Consider the following 19,366-nt stretch of genomic DNA (forward strand, 5'->3'; position numbering starts at 1 on the left):
TTTGCATTTACTTTCAACCTGAAGGTTAATGTGCGCAGGGGTCGACCCATGCTATGGCTATAACCTTTGTTCGGAGGACCGACATGCACGAGACAGAGATCAACAACTACCTTGCCGTCATTAAGGTGGTCGGCGTCGGCGGCGGCGGTACCAACGCGGTCAATCGAATGATCGAAGAGGGCATCCGCGGCGTCGAGTTTGTTGCCATCAACACCGATGCTCAGGCACTCGCGATCTCTGATGCCGATATCAAGGTGCACATCGGCACCGACCTTACCCGCGGCCTGGGTGCCGGCGCCAACCCCGAGGTTGGCCGTAAGGCTGCCGATGAGTCCCGCGACGACATTGCCGAGGCGCTCGCTGGCGCCGACATGGTGTTTATCACCTGCGGCGAGGGCGGTGGCACCGGTACCGGCGCCGCTCCCATCGTTGCCGATATCGCGATGAACGAGGTCGGTGCGCTGACCGTCGCCGTCGTGACCAAGCCCTTCACCTTCGAGGGCCGCAAGCGCAAGAAGAGCGCCGAGGAGGGCATCAAGACCCTCTCCGATTGCGTCGACACCATGATCGTCATCCCTAACGATAAGCTGCTCGACATCGCCGAGAAGAAGACCACCATGCTCGAGGCCTTCGCGATTGCCGATGGCGTCCTTTCCCAGGGCACCCAGGGCATCACCGACCTCATCACCGTCCCCGGTATCATCAACCTGGACTTCGCCGATGTTAAGACCATCATGAAGCAGGCCGGTACCGCCATGATGGGTATCGGTACCTCTTCTGGGGACACCCGTGCCGTCGATGCTGCCCAGCAGGCCATCTCCAGCCCGCTGCTCGAGAGCTCCATCGATGGCGCCACGCGCGTGCTGCTCTCCATCGCCGGTTCCAAGGACCTGGGCATCCAGGAGATCAGCGACGCCGCCGACGTTGTCGCCAACGCCGTCGACCCCGAGGCCAACATCATCTTCGGTACCGTTGTCGACGAGTCCCTGGGCGATCAGGTGCGTATCACCGTCATCGCTACGGGCTTCTCCGACTCCAACGTCAACCGTCAGGATGAGCTCTTTGCTGCTCAGCAGTCTCAGAGCAAGGCCGCTGCCTCCGCTGAGCCGCAGCGCACCGCCCCGGCTGCCAGCCCGGCTCAGGCCGCTCCGACCCGCAACGTCGGTGGTACCGAGCTGCCCAACTTTGGCAACGACCAGTTCGAGCTTCCCGACTTCCTGAAGCGCGGTAGCTTCTAGTTCGTTTTTCTCAACGACCTGCACGGGGTGTGTCCATTTGGATGCACCCCGTTTTGTTTCTCGTTTGTAAACGAAAGCCTCCAATCTCCTTACGTTCCCTTTACGTTTGGTCCCTACCGCTGCGGGTATCCTTTTAAGGAAGTATGACAGCCGTATAAACGCGGACTGCGCGGCGACGCCGCGGTACTTGTGTTATTAGGAGGCTTTAGTATGGCAGCACGTGCGGACAACGTTTCGCGTGTCGACCATGATGGAGTTACGTTGGTGGAGGGCGCGACATCTGATGTCCGCTTTGCCTTTACCGAGCGCACCGGTGGCGTTTCTGAAGATGCGTACTCCTCGCTCAACCTGGGCTCGCATGTAGGCGATGACCCCTTTGCTGTTCAAGAAAATCGTCGTCGAGCGCTTGAAGCTATGGGCGCCACTGAGTGCGAGTATAATCTGCTCGTGCCCAATCAGGTACATGGTGACCATATCGTTACGGTGACTTCGAACGGCGCCGACGATCTTGAGGCTGTTCGCGAGCAGATTGCCGAGGGCTGCGATGCCATCGTCTGTACGGCCCATGACGTGCCCGTGCTGCTCTGCTTTGCCGACTGCGTTCCCGTGGTGCTGGTGGCCCCCGGCGGATTTGCCGTGGTGCACTCCGGTTGGAAGGGCACGATTGCACGTATTTCTGCCAAGGCGTGCCAGGCGCTTTGCGATGCTGCCGGCTGCGGTGCGAGCGACGTTTCCGCCTATATCGGCCCCCATATCTTGGCTGACGAATACGAGGTATCCCAGGAACTCATGGATCGCTTTACCGTCGAGTTCTCTTGCATCGATGCGAGTGCCTCTCGCATGCTCGATCTTTCCGCTGCCATTTGTGAGGCGCTGGTAGATGCCGGTGTGGACGCGGATAATATCGTGGATACCCAGCTTTCGACTGTGCGTCAGAACGACCGCTTTTATTCCTACCGTAACGAGGACGGCACCTGTGGGCGCCATGCTGCGATCGGCGTGATGCTATGAGAAAGATCGTATCGGTCCTGAGCGCCGCTGTGCTTACGCTTACGCTGTGCGCCTGTTCTTCGGGATCTTCTACCTCTTCCATTACCGTGGCCGGCTCTACGACCTGCCTTCCTATCGCCGAGATTGCGGCAGAGGGCTTTAAGGAGGAGACCGGCATCGACGTGCTCGTTTCCGGTTTGGGCTCTTCCGCTGGCATCGAAGCCGTCAGCGCTGGCACGGCCGATATTGCCAGCTCCTCCCGTGGACTCAATGCCGACGAACAGGATTTGGGCCTGACTCCCATCGTCATTGCCCACGACGGTATCGCGGTCATCGTGAACGACGATAACCCGGTCGATAACCTCTCGACCGAGCAGCTCCGCGATATCTATGCCGGCAAGATCACCAACTGGAAAGAAGTCGGTGGCGAGGACCTGAGGATTCAGGTTATCAACCGAGATGAGGCGTCTGGCACGCGTGAAGCCTTCCGCACCATCGTGATGGACGGCACCCCGTTCGATCGCCGCTCCGCCGTTCTTTCGGGCACGGGGCAGGTGCGCGACGTGGTATCTCGTTCGCGCGGGGCTATCGGCTACATTTCGCTGGGCTTCGTCGATAGCCTCAACGCCAAGACCTCGGTCAAGGCCGTCTCGGTCAATCATGTTGAGGCGTCCGAGAAGACGGTCGCGAGTGGCGGCTATCCCATCTCGCGCGACCTTTACTTCTTTGTGAAGGGTGCGCCTTCGCAGCAGGCGCAGGATTACATCGACTACGTGACGTCCGAAAAGATGGACAAGCAGATTCGCGAGGCGGGCTTTATTCCCGTCACCAACGACGAGAAGGGGAGTGAGTAGCATGGAAGCACAGGAAAACTCCCAGACTGAGCAGAATGCTCAGGCGCCCAAGAAGCGCGAGCTGGCGCTCGTATCGCGCAGCACCTATATCAAGGAGAAGGCGCTGCAGTGGATTTTCTTTGCCTGCGCGTTCTTGGCGGTTGTTACCGTCATCCTGATTTTTGTCTTTACCACGTACTCGGCGCTGCCCGTCTTTACCGACATCGGTCTGGCGGACTTCTTTAGCTTTACGTGGGCACCCTCTGAGGGCCACTACGGCATCGTGTCGCTGCTTGCCGGCTCGGGTCTGGTGACCGTCGGTGCGCTCGCCATGGGTGTGCCCCTAGGCGTGGGCACGGCCGTGTATCTGGTCGAGATCGCCAGCAAGCGCGTGCGCAAGCTCATCAGCCCTGCCGTTGACCTGTTGGCCGGCATCCCTTCTATCATCTATGGCTTCTTTGGCATGATCATCATCCGTCCGTTTATCGCGCAACTGACCGGTGGTCTTGGTTTTGGTGCGCTGACGGCGTGGTTCGTGCTTGCCATCATGATCGTCCCTACCATCACCACGCTCACCATCGATGCCCTCAATTCCATTCCCATGGGTATTCGCGAGGCATCGTATGCCATGGGTGCTACTAAGTGGCAGACCATCTATAAGGTCGTGCTACCTGCCGCCAAGCTGGGTATCGTGGATGCCATCGTGCTGGGTATGGGCCGTGCCATCGGCGAGACCATGGCCGTGCTCATGGTCGTGGGTAACGCCCCGGTTATTCCCGACAGCATTGCGAGCCCCATCTCGACGCTCACGAGCCAGATCGCGCTCGACATGAGCTATTCCTCGGGTCTGCACCGCTCGGCGCTGTTCGGCATGGGCGTGGTCCTGTTTATCATCTCCGCCACGCTGGTGGGCATCGTCCGTCTGATTTCCAAGAAGAAGAGGGGGTAGGCTATGTCCGATTCCGTTGACACGACGGTCGATACGACCTCGTCGCGCGAGCGCATCAAGCGTGCCCTTTCCCATGGCAAGAAGGGCCGCATCAACAAGGACCTGTCCAACAAGATCATGCTTGGCGTGTTCCGTGCCGCGGCATACATCACCACGCTGGTGCTTGTCGCTATCATTGCCTATGTGGTCATTAACGGCCTGCCGCATATCTCGCTCGACTTTATCTTCGGTTGGCCCCAGGGCGTCAACGCCGAGGGCGGAATTTGGCCCACGATCGTCTCGACCGTCTATGTGACGGCGCTCGCCATGCTTATCTGCACGCCGATTGCTGTGCTGGCAGCCGTCTATCTGGCCGAGTACGCCAAGCAGGGCAAGGTCGTCGAGCTCATTCGCTACGCTGCTGACGCTTTGGCCTCGGTGCCCTCCATCGTTATGGGCCTGTTTGGCTACGCCTTGTTTGTCGAGGCCATGGGCCTGGGCCTTTCGATGGTCTCGGCCGCTCTGGCGCTCGCGCTCTTGATGCTTCCCATCGTCATGCGCACCACCGAAGAGGCCATTCGCGCCGTCCCGCGCTATATCCGTTGGGGCGCGTACGGCCTGGGCGCCACCAAGTGGCAGGTTGTCTCCAAGATTGTGCTTCCTTCTGCCTTTGGCCGTATTGCCACGGGCATCGTCCTCGCCATCGGCCGCGCCATTGGCGAGACCGCGGTGGTGCTCTACACCATGGGCCAAGCCATCAATCTACCTATTTCGCCGCTCGATTCCGGCCGCCCCATGACGGTTCACCTGTACCTGCTTGCCAACGATGGCATCAACATGAACGCAGCCTACGGCACCGCGCTCTTGCTGATGGTGATCATTCTGGCCTTCAACCTGTTTGCGCGCTTCCTGTCGCGCAAGCGTCGCTAGTTAAGGAGTCCCATGTCCGTTTATCAGTCCGCTCCCACGCTGGAGCAAGCGGCCATCACGGCCAAGGATTTCAACTTTTGGTACGGTGACTTTCATGCGCTGACGGGGCTTGACCTCAACATCGCCAAAAACGCCATCACCGCCTTCATTGGCCCTTCGGGCTGCGGCAAGTCGACGTTTTTGCGCTGCATCAACCGCATGAATGATCTGATCGAGGGTACGCGCGTCGAGGGCACCATGACGCTCGACGGCAATGATATCTATGTCGAGGGCGTCGACCCGGTCGACCTCCGTCGTCGCGTGGGCATGATCTTTCAGCAGCCCAACCCGTTTCCTAAATCCATCTACGAGAATGTCGCCTTTGGCCCTCGTCTGCAGGGCGTGACTAGCAAAAGCGACCTCGATGACATCGTGGAAGAATCGCTCAAGCGCGCCAACCTCTGGAAAGAGGTATCCAATCAGCTCAACAAGGATGGTTTGGCGCTCTCGGGCGGTCAGCAGCAGCGTCTGTGCATCGCGCGCGTGCTTGCGGTGCAGCCCGATGTCCTTCTGATGGACGAGCCCTGCTCCGCCATCGACCCCACGTCCGTCTCTAAGGTCGAGGATCTGATGGCCGAGCTGGCGCCCGAGATGACGATCATCATCGTCACGCATTCAATGCAGCAGGCAGCTCGTATCAGCGACTACACCGCATTCTTCTTGCAAGAAGTTGCCGGCGAGCCCGCCACGCTCATCGAGTATGGTCAAACCGACGCGATCTTCACCAGCCCGGTGGACTCGCGGACGGAAGACTATATCACCGGCCGCTTTGGCTGATCGGTGCGACTAGTCCCAAGCCGATCGGACCTAGTCCGGTGCGTATTCACTGTGCGGGCGGCATGACCGCACCCAACTGATTGGAGTGAACCATGCGCAAACTGTTTTCCCGTCAGCTCGTCGAGGCCCGTCACGAGATGCTGAGCATCTATGAGGCCGTCGATCTGGCCCTCCACGATGCCGTGAAGGCCTATGTGACCGACGACCGCAAGCTCGCCACCAAGACCAAGAAGCGCACGCTTTCGATTGACGCGCGCTGCGCCAACCTGGAGGCCGTCTGCTACAACCTGATCGCCACGCAGTCACCGGTCGCCTCCGACTTCCGCCTGCTTCAGACGATCATCTATGTCGACTTTAACCTGCAGCGCATGACCGATAAGGTCCGTCAGATCTGCCGTGCCACGCGTCATATGATCAAGGCCGACATCTCGCTGCCCAAGGAGCTTGTCGGCACGGTTGAGGCCGAGGCTGAGGCCGTCTACCAGGTGCTGGGCTCTTCGCTTTCTGCGCTCGTCACCAATGATATGTCCATCATCTGCAACCTGGCCGTCGAGGACGAGCCAGTGCACGCTGCCTACGAGAAGTTCTTCCGCACCTTTAACCGTATGGATACGGGCGACTTTATGGACGACGACAGCAACTATGACGACCTGCGCCGCGCCATCATGGTTTCGCGCTACCTCGATCGCATCGCTTCCATTTCCATCGATGCCGCTTGCCGTCTGACCTTCCTGTTGACTGGTCAGCGTATGAACGCCGGCGATATCGCCCGTGTGGACGAGGATGAGCTCGAGAGCATGCGCGTGCCTTCGGGCGAGGGTGTTATCATGAGGCCCGCCGTCGACGCGCGTTACGTTGCCAAGGTGCCCGCCAACGAGGTCAGCGAGGGTCTTCGCTACCTGCTCGATCATCTTGAGGACGAGGACGATGGCGAGGACGACGAGGAGTAAGTGACCCCGTTCGTCGAAAGATTGTAAATACCTAAGTGAGCGCGGCCTTGCACATGCGGGACCGCGCTCTTGCGTTAGCATGGGACTACTTGTTTGGCTGTCAGCGGAGGCGATTAGCAATGGATAACTATTTGGACTTGATGCGCGCTCGCCGCGAGCAGATTCTGGAACGTTTTTATGCGGCGCTCGATCGCGCGGGCCGCCCCCACGACGCCGCGGGCCTCATTGCCGTGTCCAAGACCGTTGGTGTCGATGAGACCGTTGCCGCCATCCAAGCGGGGTATCGCCATTTTGCCGAGAACCGCCCGCAGGAGCTGGTTCGCAAGCTCACGGGTCTGGCGGAGCATCCGGAGCTGCCCGAGGTGCGCTTCGATATGATCGGCAACCTGCAGACCAATAAGATCAATGCGGTGCTGAGCTCAGCCGAGCTGATTCACTCGGTGGGTTCGCTGCATCTGGCACAGGCGATCTCGAGCCGTGCTGTCCGCAAGATTGAGGCAGGCGAGCTCGCCGGCCCCCAGCGTGTGCTCATCGAGGTCAATGTGAGTGGTGAGGAGTCGAAGGGAGGCTTTTCGCCCGATGAGATTCGCGCCGCCGCGGGTGAGCTTGCGGAACTTGAGGGAATTTGCGTACAGGGGCTTATGACTATGGCGCCCCGGGGGAATAAGGATGTGGCACGCCGCACCTTTGCGGGGCTTCGTGAGCTGAGGGATGAGCTGGAGGCGGCGCATCCCGATTTGAACCTGCCTGAGCTTTCCTGCGGCATGAGCGAGGACTTTGAGCCTGCCCTTGAGGAGGGCTCTACGCTCGTTCGCCTGGGCAGGGTAGTATTTAGCCCGGAGTTTGCAGTAAAATAAGGCTCTGAAGTGCGCACTGATTATCGGGGCGCCTGCACTAAACCGCGAGAGGACACAACCATGGGCTTCCTTGACGAGATTAAAAATAAGATGCACCTGGGCGGCCAGCAGGGTTACGACCAGGGTTATGGCCAGGACGACGACTACGGCTACGATGACGGCTATGACGATAGTTATCAGGGCAACGGCTACAGCGGTGCTTCGGGCGAGGGCTTCTACACCCAAGACGAGCCGAGCAACGGCCTGCTTGGTCAGACGCGCCGCGGTGAAGCTGAGTCGGTTGCCGTGTATACGCGCTCCGGTCAGCTGGTCGGCGATGACTCCCGCCATGCCACGACGTATAACCCGCCTTCGCGCTCGCAGGACAGCGTTGCGAGCGGTTATCGTCCTGGTGCCTATGACACGCCGTCGAGCTACGCCGAGAACACCCGCGCCCGTGCCGCCGCTGCACCCGCGCCTGCACCGAGCGATGCCTCGGCCTATGCGAGCAATATCATCAACGCCACGCCGCAGCTGCCGGCCTATGTCCTGCGCCCCGAGAGCTATGACGACGTGGAGACCGTGGTGCGCCGCGTTCGCACCAAGCAGCCTGTCGCACTGATTTTTGTGGGCGTACGCACCGAAGTTGCCAAGCGCGTCTTGGACTTCTCTTACGGCTTTGCCTGCGGTCTGGGCGCCACGGTCAAGGAGGTAGGCGACCGCGTGTTCATGGTGCTGCCCGCCGGTTGCGAGGTCAAAGATTCCGATCTCAAGAAGCTTCGTGCCGACGGCTACCTTAAGTAAAGACAAGACGAGGAGATTCCCATCAACATCTACACTATCGTCCAGCTGGTCAACACGCTGTTCAACTTCTATTCCACGCTCATTGTCGTCTACTGCTTTATGACGTGGATTCCCATGAAGCAGGGTGGTTTACTTCAGGATATTGCTGCGGTGCTCGATAGCGTGTGCGGTCCGTGGCTCAACCTGTTCCGTCGTTTCATTCCGCCGATGGGCGGTATCGATTTTTCGCCGGTCGTTGCGATTATTGCGTTGCAGTTGGTGCAGAGGCTGGTTCTGCAGCTTCTTATAGGTATACTCGTGTAGAACTGACTTAGTAACTTACGTCGGGCGTGTAGCGCCGAGGCGATGAAAAAGGAGACTTGTTATGGCTATTACCCCTGCAGACATCCAGGCTCAGACTTTCTCTGAGGCCAAGCGTGGCTACGATCCTGCCGAGGTCGACGTCTTCTTGGAGACACTGTCCTCCGAGGTTGACGCTATGCTCGCTAAGATCGTCGACCTTAAGGGTCGTCTGACTGCTACCGAGCAGCAGCTTGCCGATGCGCAGGCTCAGCTTGCCCAGGCTCAGGATGCCACCGCCCAAGCCGTTCCTGCCGCCCCCGTGGCTGCTCCCGCCCCTGACTTCTCCGCTCAGGAGCGCCAGATTTCCGCTGCCCTGATCGCTGCCCAGCAGACCGCTGAGACCATCGTCAACGATGCCAACGAGAATGCTGAGCGTATCCGCAACGAGGCTGACGCCAAGGCCCGCGAGGTCATCCGCCAGGCTCTGACCGAAAAGCAGGCCGAGCTCGAGGAAATCGACCGTCTGAAGGCTTCCCGCGAGGAGTTCAAGGCCGAGTATCTCAAGCTCATCCAGCACTTTATGGACGACGCCCAGAACTCCTTCCCGGCCGACCTCATGGCCTCCACGCCGGTCGGTTCTGCCGCTTCTCCCGCGGTGACCGTTCCCGCCGCCGAGCCGCTGCCCGTCGCCGATCCGGTTGTCCCCGTGGCCGATCCCTTCGCCCCGATCGACAACTTTGCCGCCGACGACCTGGACTAGCACCAGAACTACAATCTAGTGTCCGTAAGAGGAGCTCGCACCTGCGGGCTCCTTTTTTGTGGCTGTATAAGGGTTGGGAAACAAAACGCCGAGCTCTGCATGCGATAGGGCAGAACTCGGCGAAGGGCGCGTGGTAAAAGGTAGATTTTAAGGTATGTCTAAAAACTACTTGAGGAGGAAGTTGGAGAGGGGAATGGTGCGGGCCTCGCGATGCTCGGGATCGGCGATGTGGTCGGCGGGATAGCCACAGACGAGCATGTGATAGGGATAGACGCCCTTGGGCAGATTGAACTGCTCCTCTGCCACCTCAGGCTTAAAATGGCATACCCAGCACGTTCCCAGGCCCTGCTCGGTGGCCTCCATCATCATCTGATCACACACGATGGACGTATCGATTTCACTGGAATTCATCTGGTCATACGGGCGTACCCAAGCATCATCGGTAACGCTGCAAATAAGGAAGACAAGCGGAGCTCCAAAGATAGACCCATCACGAGCAAACCGAGGCTGACAAGCAGCAGCCTTCTCCAGAAGCTCAGACGTATCCAGCACCATCACACGGGTTGGATGATTATTACAAGCAGAAGGAGCAATGCGCCCAGCCTCAACAATGGCATCCACCACAGCTTGCTCAACAGAACGATTCTCAAACTCGCGACAAGAATACCGAGACCGAGCCAGATCCAAATAAGACATACAAGCCCTCCAACAATTAAAAATCAAACAAACCCAAAGTAACCCAAACAATACCCAAAGCAGCAATCAGCCAAACGCTCATCAAGGGCCAAAGTGTCCGAACGGGTACCATAGGTCCCTTCAGCCAAACCCCCATCGCGCTAAATCTATCAGCCAAAGTTCCCAATGGTGGTGCATAAGGGAGCGGGCCCGGCCACTAATAACCTTTTGAACGACTCTGCTTGCAGCCGGAGTGAAAAAGGTTATTAGTGGCCGGGCCCGCGACAGGTGGGACATGTACCCCCAATTAACTGTTCTTCATGACGATCGAATCCACGACATCGGCCACATTCTCGCAGCAGTCGGCGCAGTACTCCAGGAAGGCGTACACGTCACGCCAGGCGATAACCTCGAGCGGGTCCTTGCCGTTAACGTGCAGGTTACGCATGGCGTTGATATAGAGCTCGTCGGCCTCGGACTCGATGGTGTTGATCTGGATGACGAGCTCGCGCAGCGTCTTGGACTTGCGGTAGTTGGGCAGCTCGACCATCAGGTCCTTCATGGCGCGGCAGGCGTCGGTCACCTTGTGGGCGATGACGATGGCGTCGGGATGGATGCTCTGGATGTTGGTGAAGTAGACGCGCTGCACGACGCCCTCGATACGGTCGAGCACGGTGTCGAGCGAGCAGCTCATCAGATCCAGGTCCTCGCGCTCAAGCGGGGTGATAAAGGCCGTGAGCAGGGCGTCCTCAAGCTCATGGTGCTTCTTGTCGGCCGCATGCTCGATCGCGTGCATCTTGTCGAGCATATCGTGAATCTTCGCGGGATCGAAGTTCTCGAAAATCTTGGTAAGCAGCTCGGCGGCCTGGACGGCAAGGTCGGCGCAGGCGACGTAGTTGTCAAAGTAGAATGAATCGGGTTTCTTTGCCATGAGTGGGTCCTTTCGAGGCGAAGACGGGTGGGCGAAGTTTTGCGGTCCGGATGGACGCTCGGTGTGGCTAGAGGAACATCATGAACAGCTTGGCCATGACAAAGCTGATGAGTCCGCAGGCGGGGAAGGTGAAGAACCAGGTGAACATCATGTCCTTGACGACGCCGAAGTTGATGGCCGAGAGGCGTTTGACGGCACCGACGCCCATGATGGCGCAGGTCTTGATGTGCGTGGAGGACACGGGGATGCCGGTAAGGGTGGCAAGCAGCAGGTTCGCGGCGCCCGCCAGGTCGGCGGAGAAGCCCTGGTACTTTTCGAGCTTGACCATGCTCTGGCCGACGGACTTGATGATGCGCTCGCCGCCCACACTGGTGCCGATGCCCATGGTGGCCGAGCACAGCAGCATGATCCAGATGGGGATGCCGGCGTCGCCGACGCTAGTCTGGCCGTTGGCGAAGGCGACACCTAAAAAGAGCACGCCGATGAACTTCTGTCCATCCTGCGCGCCGTGCATAAAGCTCATGGCCGCGGCACTCGCAATCTGAGCATATTTAAAGAAAACGTTGGCGCGTCGCCTGTTGGCGGCGGCGAAAAGAATCGAGACGAGCTTGCACAGGATCCAGCCCATGACAAAGCCCAGGCCAATGGAGAGCGCCAGGCCGTAGATAACCTTCATCCACTCGTGAATGTTGACGCTGTTGGCACCACCGAGGGCGATAGCAGCTCCGGTCAGGCCGGCGATGAGGCTGTGGCTTTGCGAAGTGGGGATACCAAAACGCGATGCCGTAGCACCGTAGACGACGATGGAGAACAGCGCCGCACAGAGGCACGCGAGTGCCATGGTGCTGTTTCCGCCAAAGTCGACGATATGTGAGATGGTGTTGGCGACGCTCGCGTTAAAGTGCGTCATGATGAGCACGCCCAAGAAGTTGAATGCGGCGCTCATGAGGATGGCGGCGCGGGCGGGCATGCAGCGCGTGGTGACGCAGGTCGCGATGGCGTTGGGCGCGTCGGTCCATCCGTTGACGAAGATGGCGCCGAGCGCGAGGATCACGGTGACGGCAAGGACTGGGTTCGACACAAGCTGGCCGAGGAAGGTTGAGAACGTTACGTCCATATATGGGCTTTCTCGATATTTGCAGACTCGTTACAAAAACATGATAAATCGTATCACCTCCTGCGGGTTTCTTTACGGAGTTCTGATGGGAGAAGTGAATTTTTTGGTACTAAAATTGAATATTAGCCCTGTTGACCGCGGTCGTTCTTTTTGCTAACACGCCATGCGGACGCGTGCGTTTGCTCCGACACTCCAAAACCACAGTCTGTTCGCTTTACAACATGCAAACATGCGTTCGATAATAGGGGCCATGGAATATCGACAGACAGACGGCAAAACTCGGCGCGTGCACAAGCAGTATGTGGACGTCGTGGCTCGCATTCTCGCGGGCGGACAGGTTGTGCCGGTTACCGTCTGCTGGGTTGACGGTCGCTGCTTTACGATTGACGAGATTGTCTCGTCCACCGGTTTTGGCCTGACGGTTCACGGCATTCGTACGGCAACCTATAAGGTACGTTTTGGCGGACATGCGACCGAGTTGTATCTAGAGGACCAAACGCGTGAGCGGGCGGACGGCTCGCAGGCGCACGTGATGCGTTGGTGGGTCTGGGCTTTTGATCGTACGCTCGAGGGCGAGCGCCGCAGGTAAGAACGCGTGGCGTTCGGGTACAATGGCAGGAAACTTGTCAGCTACGGCGCCGTCGCGGTGCTTTTTGAAAGGACGAAAGTATGAACGATATCCAGGGCTATCAGAATGGCCCCATCGAGACCGGCACAAGCCGTGCCAAGGAGATGTCGCCGCGCGCGTACAACCTTGTCATGTCTGCTCTGATCTTTTTGGGCTTTTGCGCCATGGGCGCCGGTGCTTACTTTACGAGCACCATGTCATTTGCGCGCATGATGATGAGCGGCGCCGCTTTGCCGCTGGTCTTTGGCTCATTTATTTTGACCATCGTTGGCATGGTCATGATGTCGGCTGCTGCCAGCAAACAGTCCGTGGGCCTGTCGCTCGTGGGCTACGTGGTCTTTGCGAGCACCTTTGGCCTGACGGCGTCGTTTGGTCTTGCCAACTACGACCTGCCTACCATTAACACCGCCTTTATCGCCACGGCCGCCATCACCTTTGTCTTTGGTGCGCTGGGCGTGACCTTCCCCAAGTTCTTCCAGCGTGTGTATGGCATTGGTTTTGGCATCTTGCTTGCCACGATTCTGGTCGAGATCGTGCTGATGTTCATGGGCGTTTCGCAGTCCATCACCGACCTGATCGTGATTGTGGTGTTTGCCGGCTTTATTGGCTACGACACCTATGTGGCCACGACGGTGCCGCCTACGCTGCCCAATGCGGTGCTCATGGCGTCCAATCTGTTCGTGGACATTATCAACGTGTTCCTACGCATCCTGAACATCCTCGGCCGTCGCGATTAAAACGCGGCATTGCGATGCTTCCTGCCGGACACGGTAAAACGACGCGAAAGGCGGTCCTTCGGGGCCGTCTTTTTTGTGCGCGGCGGGGTATCATGGATGGGAAAAGCCGATAGCGGCAGCGACAGGAAAGGTGGCCATGTATGGCAGACGTCGACAACAGGAACCGTAACCGCAGGTCCAACCGAGCGGGTCAGCCCAATCCCAAGCGCGAGGCCCGTGCCAAGGCCGCCGAGCGCCATGTGATGACTGTGTCCGAGGCCTGCGCCAAGGATATCGAGCGTTCGCTTGCTGGTGTTCGCGAGTTTGACGGCATGCCCGCCGGCTTTGTCGCGGCGATGAAGGCCAAGGTTCAGACTGCTGTGGCCCCCGAAGAGCAGGTCGCCGAGGACGTCGAGAACGCGGAGACTGCCGAGGTCGAGGCGGCGCCCGAGACCGAGGCGGCGCCCGAGCCCGTCGAGGAGCCTGCCGAGGAAATCGCCGAAGCTGAGTCCGCGCCTGCTGAGGAGCCCGCTCCGGTCCTGCCCGAGGTCACTGTGCTTGATGCCTCCGCCACGCAGGCAATCCTCGATAACGGTCGCGGCTATGCGCAGTTCTGCGACATGGCCGTGCTCGCCTTTGCCTCGTTTACCAATCCGGGCGGTGGATATATTCAGGGTTATCTGGGCCAGGAGGCCACGCTGTGCGCCGATTCGTATCTGTACAACGTCCTCGATAAGCAGCGTAAATGGTACGGTGAGAACCGTCGCCGCAACATCAACTGTGAGCTGTACCGCAACCGTGCGCTGGTGGTGCCCGCGGTGCGCTTCGAGCGCAAGCATGTGCACGCCTATGCCGACGTGATCGTCGCCGCTGCACCCAACGCCAAGCGTGCTCGCCAGGAGTACCGCGTGAGCGACGATGCCTTGCTTGACGCCCTGCGCGACCGCATTCGCTTTGTGCTTGCTATCTGCGATGAGCTTGGCCGCGAGAAGCTCGTACTGGGTGCTTGGGGCTGCGAGAACAACGGCTTTGACGCAGAGGCCGTGGCCGAGCTCTTCCGCAAGGAGCTCGCATCGGGCGACTTCAAGGTCAAGCAGGTCTTCTTTGCCGTGCCCTCTACGCGCTGGGACGAGGACTTCGCCAAATTCGAGCACGTGCTGGCAAACTTCCCCGAGCAAAACGAGGAGTCCTATGCTCAGGTTGCCGCCCGCGCCGCAGCCGCCCGTGCCGCCGAGCAGGCTCAGACCGCTGCCGAGGATGACGAGGATGACGACGACTGGCGCAAGTATCTGTAAACGGTGCTCGTGATGCGATATACCGAGCCGACGGGAGAGGCTGCTCCTGTCGGCTTTTTATTGAGTGGGGAGCTTACGATGAAAAACGTTCTGTGCTTTGGTGACAGCAACACCTATGGTTACGATCCGGCGGGCATGCGCGACGGTACCGCGGTGCGCTATGCGCAGGATGTGCGCTGGTGTGGCGTGGTCCAACGTGACTTAGGCGAGGGCTGGCATGTAATTGAAGAAGGCCTCAACGGCCGCACGACGGTACGCGACGACATGTGCCATCTGGACACTAACCTCAACGGCATTCGCGCGCTTCCGATGCTGCTCGAGGCTCATAAGCCGCTGGACGCCATTGTGATCATGCTGGGCACCAACGACTGTAAGACGGTCTTTAACGTGACAGCTTCCGATATCGCCCGTGGCGCCATGGCGCTGATTCGCGCCGTCCGCGCGTTTCCGTGGACCGACGCTGCGCCTTGCCCGCGCATCCTGCTGATGGCTCCTATCAAGATCAAGCCGCAGATCGCCGATGTATATATGACCGATTTTGACGAGCGTTCCGTCGAGGCATCTGAACATTTTGGCGAGTACTATGCGCACGTGGCCGAGCAGTTTGGCTGCGACTTTTTGAATGCCGCCGAGTTTGCCGAGCCGGGCGATATCGACTATCTGCATATGATGCCCGAAAGCCACGAGAGCTTGGGACATGCCGTGGCAGCCAAGCTCCAAGAGATGCTCGGTGAGTAGCGCGACCCCAAGCCACCGCAAAGGGGGCAGGCACCTTTGTGGTGGTTTTGCCCGGGTAAACGAACGGATTGGCTGCCATATGGGCATGGACGAGCTCATCGACCTCTTTGCCGAGGGCGATGAGCTCGTCTCCAATACCGCTTTTGAGGATTTGGATCTTGCCTGCGACGTGGCGAACGGCGCGACCTTCGATGGCGTCGTGTTCCGATCTTGCGAGTTCGATAGCGTTGACTGGAGCGGCTCGACGTTTCGCGACGTGGTGTTTCGCGGTTGCCGCTTTATCCGCTGCAACATGGAAGGCTGCTGGCTCAACCGCTGCGACTTCGTTGACTGCTCGGCGCCGGGGCTCAACTTGCTCAGGGCGCGTCTGTCGAGCGTGTCGTTTACATCGTGCGATTTGAGCTATGCGAACCTTTCGGAGGGACGCATTGGCCCCATGGCTGCGCATGACACGCGTTTGACCGAGGCCGCGTTTCAGGGTGCCAAGCTGGGTCAGATACGCCTGGATGGCTGTGACCTGACGCGTATGGATGTGTTTAAGACGTCGCTTTCCGGCGTGGATGTATCGCGTTGTACATTCGCGGCGCCCGTTGTTTCGGGCGATTACCATGAGTTGCGTGGCTTGACGGTCAATGCCGAGCAGGCGCTGGCACTCTCGGGTTTGTTGGGAATTCAACTCGCCGACGAATAGGCGCTCTGGTCCTTTGCTCGACCGCTATCTAAAATCAAACCGTCGCAACATTTAATGATTTTTCGCGTTTGCACGATTTTCATCGAATGTTGCGACGGTTTTTGGTGCAAGGTAGCCTGTCTTTTTTTGGCAGGTTACTGGCTATTTAGTACTGCCACATGTGGTTGACAGGGCCGGAGCCTTTGCCCATGTCAAAGCCGGCGGCGAGAGCGCCCGTTAGGTAGGCCTTGCCGGCGTTGACGGCGTCGGCAAGATCCATGCCCTGCGCCAATGCGCAGGCGATGGCGGATGAAAGCGTGCAGCCGGTGCCATGCGTGTTGCCGGTCTCGATGCGCTTGTGGCGGAACCACGTGGTGAGCGGATCGCCCATATGGTTGCCTTCGTTATCGAGTGGCGCGGGTTCGGCCAATACATCGTTGGCCTCGTTGACAAGATGCCCACCCTTAACGAGGGATGCGCAACCAAAGCGGCGGGTGAGGAGCATGGCGGCGTTTTGCTGCGTGCGCTCGGAATCGACCTCGTAGTCGAGCAGCGCCATGGCCTCGGGAATATTGGGCGTGATAACGGTCGCCAACGGGAACAGGCAGTGGGTGAGCGCCTCGGCAGCATCCTCGGCGATGAGGCGAGCGCCCGAGGTGGCAACCATGACGGGGTCGACGACGATATTCTGCGCATCCCAGGCGCTCAAGCGCTCGGCGATAACCTCGATAATCTCGGCAGAGGAGACCATGCCGATTTTGACGGCGTTGGGGCGGATATCGTCAAAGACGGCATCGATCTGCGCCGCGACAATATCGGGGGAGATGTCCTGCACGGCGGTGACGCCCAGGGTGTTCTGTGCGGTGATGGCCGTGATGGCCGTCTCGGCATACAGACGGTGCGCCGTGATAGTCTTGATATCGGCCTGAATGCCGGCGCCGCCGCTGGAATCGGATCCTGCGATGGACAGGACGGCAGGTACCTTGCTGCGATCCATGTTCGCTCCCTTGTTCGATCGGATTCAAATGGGTCTTCAATCCGCATTATAAAGATGCCCGGGCCGGCTGTATGCCGATCCCGGGCGGGCGGTGCAATCTTTACGTAAATATAAGCAAATGTTCACACGTCAACAATTGACGAGCACCTTGTGTTCGATTGCGGCTCCGATGACGCGTTAGTCCTCCATGCCGAGGTCGATTGTCGTGCCTTCGAACACCTTGTTGACGGTGCGAACGGCGCACATCTTGCCGCACATGGTGCAGGTGCCCTCGGTGGCGGCGGGGGATTCCTCGTAGCGCTTCTTACCGGTGACCGGATCGAGAGCACACTTCCACATGGCATCCCAGTCGAGCTTGCGGCGTGCCTGGCCCATCTTGTCGTCCATGTCGCGGGCGTGCGGCACCTTCTTGGCGATATCGGCGGCGTGCGCGGCAATCTTGGTGGCCATGAGGCCATCGAGCACGTCCTGGGCGTTGGGCAGGCACAGGTGCTCGGCCGGCGTCACGTAGCACAGGAAGTCGGCGCCGGAGCTGGCGGAGATGGCGCCGCCGATGGCAGCGGTGATGTGGTCGTAGCCCACGCCGATATCGGTCACCAGCGGCCCGAGCACATAGAACGGGGCGTTGTGGCACAGACGCTTCTGCAGTTTCATGTTGGCGGCAATCTCGTCGAGCGCCATGTGACCCGGGCCCTCGACCATGACCTGGACGCCGGCAGCCCAAGCGCGCTTGCACAACTTGCCCAGCTCGATCATCTCAGCGGTCTCGGTGGCGTCGTTGGAGTCGTAGAGGCAGCCCGGGCGGCAGGAGTCGCCGAGCGAAATCGTCACGTCGTACTCGTGGCAGATCTCGAGCAGCTCGTCAAAGTACTCGTAGAAGGGGTTTTCGTTGCCGGTGACCTCCATCCAGCCAAACAGCAGCGAGCCGCCGCGGCTCACGATGTTCATCAAGCGGCCGGTCTCCTTAAAGGTCTTGGTGACCGACTTGTTGATGCCGCAGTGGATGGTCATAAAGTCCACGCCGTCCTCGGCGTGCGCGCGCACGACCTCGAACAGGTCATCCTTGGTAAGCTTGACCAGCGGCTTTTCCATGTAGCCGATGGCGTCGTACATGGGGACGGTGCCCACCATGAGCGGCGTCTCGTCGATGAGCTGCTGGCGGAACTGGCGCGTCTTGCCCGAGTTGGAAAGGTCCATGATGGCGTCGGCGCCAAAGTCCTCGGCGATCTTGACCTTCTTCCATTCCTCGGCGGCATCGGCTTTATCGCCCGAGATGCCCAGGTTGACGTTGACCTTAGTAGACAGGCCCTCGCCGACACCAAAGGCGCGCATGCCCTTTTTGATGTGCACGATGTTGGCGGGAATGGCGATGCGGCCGTCGGCCACGCGCTCGCGGATGTACTCGGGGTCGCGATGCTCGCGCTCGGCGACTTCCTTCATCTGCGGCGTGATCTGCCCGGCGCGGGCGAAGTCGATTTGCGTGACGAGCTTGGGCTCGGTCTGTGTGCTCATTGGCACGGCTCCCTTCGTTGGCATTACCCATATCAGGTTTGCGGGTCAGGGCGGGCGCGCCCAGTCTCAGCCTGCCGTCTTGTCCTGCAAGCTCCCCGTTTATGTAATGGGCTCAAGTATAGCTCGAATGGGTACGATTGGCCTAACGAGCGTGCCTGTGGGGAGGCGAACATGGAAGACAAGCATCTATATCGAGAGACGCAATGGGATGTATCGGCCGAGGAAAGCCGTGCGCACCATGGCCTTGTCGCGATTGGTTTTGCGGTGCTTGCTGTGCTGGTGATTGCCGTTTGTATCTGGACGTTTGGTGGTCGCGGCGGCGCTGCATGGGAGTTCGAGGCTGATGATAGCCTACCGATAATGACGGTGAAGGTCGCGGGTGGCAATACCGTTGCCGCGCCGGGCGACTATTGGTATCCGCGCGATGGATTTGTCCAGCTGCAGCTGAGCGGCGGTTCCATTCCTGGTGAAGAGATCGAGCGCGTGACCTTCGATGCGTCGCTTAAGACGCTGTCGGTCGAGCTCAAAGATCAAGGGGATGTGCCCACGACGATGGATATCGCGCTGACGGAATGGCGCTTGGAGCCCCCATCGGGTGTTGCGGTGTCCGAGGTAGAGCACGTTAAGATTACCTACCAAGATGGCTCGACAAACGAAGTTGCCAAAGCCGACGGCTTGGCGGAATAGACGCCGTGCCTAGGCAGCACATTCAAAAGTAGC

22 protein-coding genes and 1 riboswitch are annotated in these 19,366 nt (G+C 59.4%); of the genes, 17 read left to right on the plus strand and 5 right to left on the minus strand.

From position 1 onward, the window contains the following. Positions 1–83: 83 nt before the first annotated feature. From ftsZ to DXA43_RS04885, 11 genes are all read left to right on the plus strand, one after another. On the plus strand, positions 84–1,238 hold the full coding sequence (ftsZ, locus tag DXA43_RS04835) for a cell division protein FtsZ (RefSeq protein WP_055251674.1): 1,155 nt from the start codon (positions 84–86) through the stop codon (positions 1,236–1,238). A 210-nt stretch (positions 1,239–1,448) separates the two neighbouring features. Beyond that, positions 1,449–2,249, plus strand: coding sequence for a polyphenol oxidase family protein (locus DXA43_RS04840; RefSeq protein ID WP_117806422.1), 801 nt, complete (start codon positions 1,449–1,451; stop codon positions 2,247–2,249). Continuing rightward, positions 2,246–3,082 carry a phosphate ABC transporter substrate-binding protein gene (locus DXA43_RS04845; RefSeq protein ID WP_055251678.1) on the plus strand — a complete coding sequence of 279 codons (837 nt, stop codon included), beginning with the start codon at positions 2,246–2,248 and terminating at the stop codon, positions 3,080–3,082. The genes DXA43_RS04840 and DXA43_RS04845 overlap by 4 nt, the downstream gene beginning before the upstream one ends. Position 3,083: 1 nt before the next feature. Further along, the gene (gene pstC, locus DXA43_RS04850) at positions 3,084–4,010 is read left to right on the plus strand and encodes a phosphate ABC transporter permease subunit PstC (RefSeq protein WP_117776690.1); all 927 of its coding nucleotides are present in this window, start codon (positions 3,084–3,086) and stop codon (positions 4,008–4,010) included. Positions 4,011–4,013: 3 nt separating this feature from the next. After that, complete coding sequence (pstA, locus tag DXA43_RS04855) at positions 4,014–4,919, plus strand: phosphate ABC transporter permease PstA (protein WP_006234250.1); 906 nt, start codon at positions 4,014–4,016, stop codon at positions 4,917–4,919. Between the two features lie 12 nt (positions 4,920–4,931). After that, entirely contained in the window at positions 4,932–5,735 is an 804-nt protein-coding gene (pstB, locus tag DXA43_RS04860) for a phosphate ABC transporter ATP-binding protein PstB (protein ID WP_117806423.1), read from the plus strand. A gap of 92 nt (positions 5,736–5,827) precedes the next feature. Then, a complete protein-coding gene (locus DXA43_RS04865; RefSeq protein WP_117800724.1) occupies positions 5,828–6,685 on the plus strand; it encodes a PhoU domain-containing protein in 858 nt (285 codons plus the stop codon). 119 nt (positions 6,686–6,804) lie between these two features. After that, positions 6,805–7,542, plus strand: coding sequence for a YggS family pyridoxal phosphate-dependent enzyme (locus tag DXA43_RS04870; protein ID WP_117806424.1), 738 nt, complete (start codon positions 6,805–6,807; stop codon positions 7,540–7,542). A gap of 60 nt (positions 7,543–7,602) precedes the next feature. Next, entirely contained in the window at positions 7,603–8,325 is a 723-nt protein-coding gene (locus DXA43_RS04875) for a cell division protein SepF (RefSeq protein ID WP_055251691.1), read from the plus strand. A gap of 57 nt (positions 8,326–8,382) precedes the next feature. Next, on the plus strand, positions 8,383–8,628 hold the full coding sequence (locus tag DXA43_RS04880) for a YggT family protein (RefSeq protein ID WP_227790178.1): 246 nt from the start codon (positions 8,383–8,385) through the stop codon (positions 8,626–8,628). Positions 8,629–8,689: 61 nt separating this feature from the next. Further along, positions 8,690–9,367 carry a DivIVA domain-containing protein gene (locus tag DXA43_RS04885; RefSeq protein ID WP_117806425.1) on the plus strand — a complete coding sequence of 226 codons (678 nt, stop codon included), beginning with the start codon at positions 8,690–8,692 and terminating at the stop codon, positions 9,365–9,367. Positions 9,368–9,532: 165 nt separating this feature from the next. Here the strand turns inward: DXA43_RS04885 and DXA43_RS04890 are convergent, their stop codons facing one another. The 3 genes from DXA43_RS04890 to DXA43_RS04900 all read right to left on the minus strand — a co-directional run bounded on the left by DXA43_RS04890 (position 9,533) and on the right by DXA43_RS04900 (position 12,090). After that, positions 9,533–10,063 carry a nitroreductase family protein gene (locus tag DXA43_RS04890; RefSeq protein ID WP_117806426.1) on the minus strand — a complete coding sequence of 177 codons (531 nt, stop codon included), beginning with the start codon at positions 10,061–10,063 and terminating at the stop codon, positions 9,533–9,535. A gap of 286 nt (positions 10,064–10,349) precedes the next feature. Then, entirely contained in the window at positions 10,350–10,973 is a 624-nt protein-coding gene (locus DXA43_RS04895) for a DUF47 domain-containing protein (RefSeq protein WP_055251695.1), read from the minus strand. Between the two features lie 67 nt (positions 10,974–11,040). After that, complete coding sequence (locus DXA43_RS04900; RefSeq protein ID WP_117779351.1) at positions 11,041–12,090, minus strand: inorganic phosphate transporter; 1,050 nt, start codon at positions 12,088–12,090, stop codon at positions 11,041–11,043. A gap of 250 nt (positions 12,091–12,340) precedes the next feature. Here DXA43_RS04900 and DXA43_RS04905 point away from each other — a divergent pair, with 250 nt between their 5' ends. From DXA43_RS04905 to DXA43_RS04925, 5 genes are all read left to right on the plus strand, one after another. Continuing rightward, positions 12,341–12,679: a hypothetical protein gene (locus tag DXA43_RS04905; RefSeq protein ID WP_117854961.1), complete on the plus strand. Its 339-nt coding sequence runs from the start codon at positions 12,341–12,343 to the stop codon at positions 12,677–12,679. Positions 12,680–12,759: 80 nt separating this feature from the next. Continuing rightward, positions 12,760–13,455 carry a Bax inhibitor-1 family protein gene (locus tag DXA43_RS04910; RefSeq protein WP_117806427.1) on the plus strand — a complete coding sequence of 232 codons (696 nt, stop codon included), beginning with the start codon at positions 12,760–12,762 and terminating at the stop codon, positions 13,453–13,455. 140 nt (positions 13,456–13,595) lie between these two features. Then, positions 13,596–14,729: a TIGR02452 family protein gene (locus DXA43_RS04915; protein ID WP_117779349.1), complete on the plus strand. Its 1,134-nt coding sequence runs from the start codon at positions 13,596–13,598 to the stop codon at positions 14,727–14,729. A gap of 78 nt (positions 14,730–14,807) precedes the next feature. Beyond that, a complete protein-coding gene (locus DXA43_RS04920) occupies positions 14,808–15,467 on the plus strand; it encodes an SGNH/GDSL hydrolase family protein (protein WP_117584214.1) in 660 nt (219 codons plus the stop codon). 79 nt (positions 15,468–15,546) lie between these two features. Then, positions 15,547–16,158 (plus strand): pentapeptide repeat-containing protein, encoded by a 612-nt coding sequence (locus DXA43_RS04925; protein ID WP_117779347.1) that lies wholly within the window; start codon positions 15,547–15,549, stop codon positions 16,156–16,158. Positions 16,159–16,303: 145 nt separating this feature from the next. Here the strand turns inward: DXA43_RS04925 and thiD are convergent, their stop codons facing one another. Both thiD and thiC read right to left on the minus strand, forming a co-directional pair. Beyond that, positions 16,304–17,134 carry a bifunctional hydroxymethylpyrimidine kinase/phosphomethylpyrimidine kinase gene (gene thiD, locus DXA43_RS04930; protein WP_117806429.1) on the minus strand — a complete coding sequence of 277 codons (831 nt, stop codon included), beginning with the start codon at positions 17,132–17,134 and terminating at the stop codon, positions 16,304–16,306. Positions 17,135–17,311: 177 nt separating this feature from the next. Further along, complete coding sequence (gene thiC / locus DXA43_RS04935) at positions 17,312–18,646, minus strand: phosphomethylpyrimidine synthase ThiC (RefSeq protein WP_099431544.1); 1,335 nt, start codon at positions 18,644–18,646, stop codon at positions 17,312–17,314. Next, positions 18,639–18,754, minus strand: a riboswitch (TPP riboswitch). It overlaps the preceding gene by 8 nt. A 63-nt stretch (positions 18,755–18,817) precedes the next feature. Between thiC and DXA43_RS04940 the strand changes: the two genes are divergently transcribed. Beyond that, positions 18,818–19,333, plus strand: coding sequence for a hypothetical protein (locus tag DXA43_RS04940; protein WP_117736398.1), 516 nt, complete (start codon positions 18,818–18,820; stop codon positions 19,331–19,333). The last annotated feature ends 33 nt before the right edge of the window (positions 19,334–19,366 follow it).

The sequence above is a fragment of the Collinsella sp. OF02-10 genome (assembly GCF_003463445.1).
Lineage (GTDB): Bacteria > Actinomycetota > Coriobacteriia > Coriobacteriales > Coriobacteriaceae > Collinsella.

Coding starts and splice junctions, on each gene's coding strand:
- DXA43_RS04890 (WP_117806426.1), bottom strand. CDS start 10,063: ATGTCTTATTTGGATCTGGCTCGGTCTCGGTATTCTTGTCGCGAGTTT.
- DXA43_RS04920 (WP_117584214.1), top strand. CDS start 14,808: ATGAAAAACGTTCTGTGCTTTGGTGACAGCAACACCTATGGTTACGAT.
- thiC (WP_099431544.1), bottom strand. CDS start 18,646: ATGAGCACACAGACCGAGCCCAAGCTCGTCACGCAAATCGACTTCGCC.
- DXA43_RS04865 (WP_117800724.1), top strand. CDS start 5,828: ATGCGCAAACTGTTTTCCCGTCAGCTCGTCGAGGCCCGTCACGAGATG.
- pstC (WP_117776690.1), top strand. CDS start 3,084: ATGGAAGCACAGGAAAACTCCCAGACTGAGCAGAATGCTCAGGCGCCC.
- DXA43_RS04845 (WP_055251678.1), top strand. CDS start 2,246: ATGAGAAAGATCGTATCGGTCCTGAGCGCCGCTGTGCTTACGCTTACG.
- DXA43_RS04875 (WP_055251691.1), top strand. CDS start 7,603: ATGGGCTTCCTTGACGAGATTAAAAATAAGATGCACCTGGGCGGCCAG.
- ftsZ (WP_055251674.1), top strand. CDS start 84: ATGCACGAGACAGAGATCAACAACTACCTTGCCGTCATTAAGGTGGTC.
- DXA43_RS04895 (WP_055251695.1), bottom strand. CDS start 10,973: ATGGCAAAGAAACCCGATTCATTCTACTTTGACAACTACGTCGCCTGC.
- DXA43_RS04925 (WP_117779347.1), top strand. CDS start 15,547: ATGGGCATGGACGAGCTCATCGACCTCTTTGCCGAGGGCGATGAGCTC.
- DXA43_RS04905 (WP_117854961.1), top strand. CDS start 12,341: ATGGAATATCGACAGACAGACGGCAAAACTCGGCGCGTGCACAAGCAG.
- thiD (WP_117806429.1), bottom strand. CDS start 17,134: ATGGATCGCAGCAAGGTACCTGCCGTCCTGTCCATCGCAGGATCCGAT.
- pstA (WP_006234250.1), top strand. CDS start 4,014: ATGTCCGATTCCGTTGACACGACGGTCGATACGACCTCGTCGCGCGAG.
- pstB (WP_117806423.1), top strand. CDS start 4,932: ATGTCCGTTTATCAGTCCGCTCCCACGCTGGAGCAAGCGGCCATCACG.
- DXA43_RS04870 (WP_117806424.1), top strand. CDS start 6,805: ATGGATAACTATTTGGACTTGATGCGCGCTCGCCGCGAGCAGATTCTG.
- DXA43_RS04940 (WP_117736398.1), top strand. CDS start 18,818: ATGGAAGACAAGCATCTATATCGAGAGACGCAATGGGATGTATCGGCC.
- DXA43_RS04900 (WP_117779351.1), bottom strand. CDS start 12,090: ATGGACGTAACGTTCTCAACCTTCCTCGGCCAGCTTGTGTCGAACCCA.
- DXA43_RS04885 (WP_117806425.1), top strand. CDS start 8,690: ATGGCTATTACCCCTGCAGACATCCAGGCTCAGACTTTCTCTGAGGCC.
- DXA43_RS04910 (WP_117806427.1), top strand. CDS start 12,760: ATGAACGATATCCAGGGCTATCAGAATGGCCCCATCGAGACCGGCACA.
- DXA43_RS04915 (WP_117779349.1), top strand. CDS start 13,596: ATGGCAGACGTCGACAACAGGAACCGTAACCGCAGGTCCAACCGAGCG.
- DXA43_RS04840 (WP_117806422.1), top strand. CDS start 1,449: ATGGCAGCACGTGCGGACAACGTTTCGCGTGTCGACCATGATGGAGTT.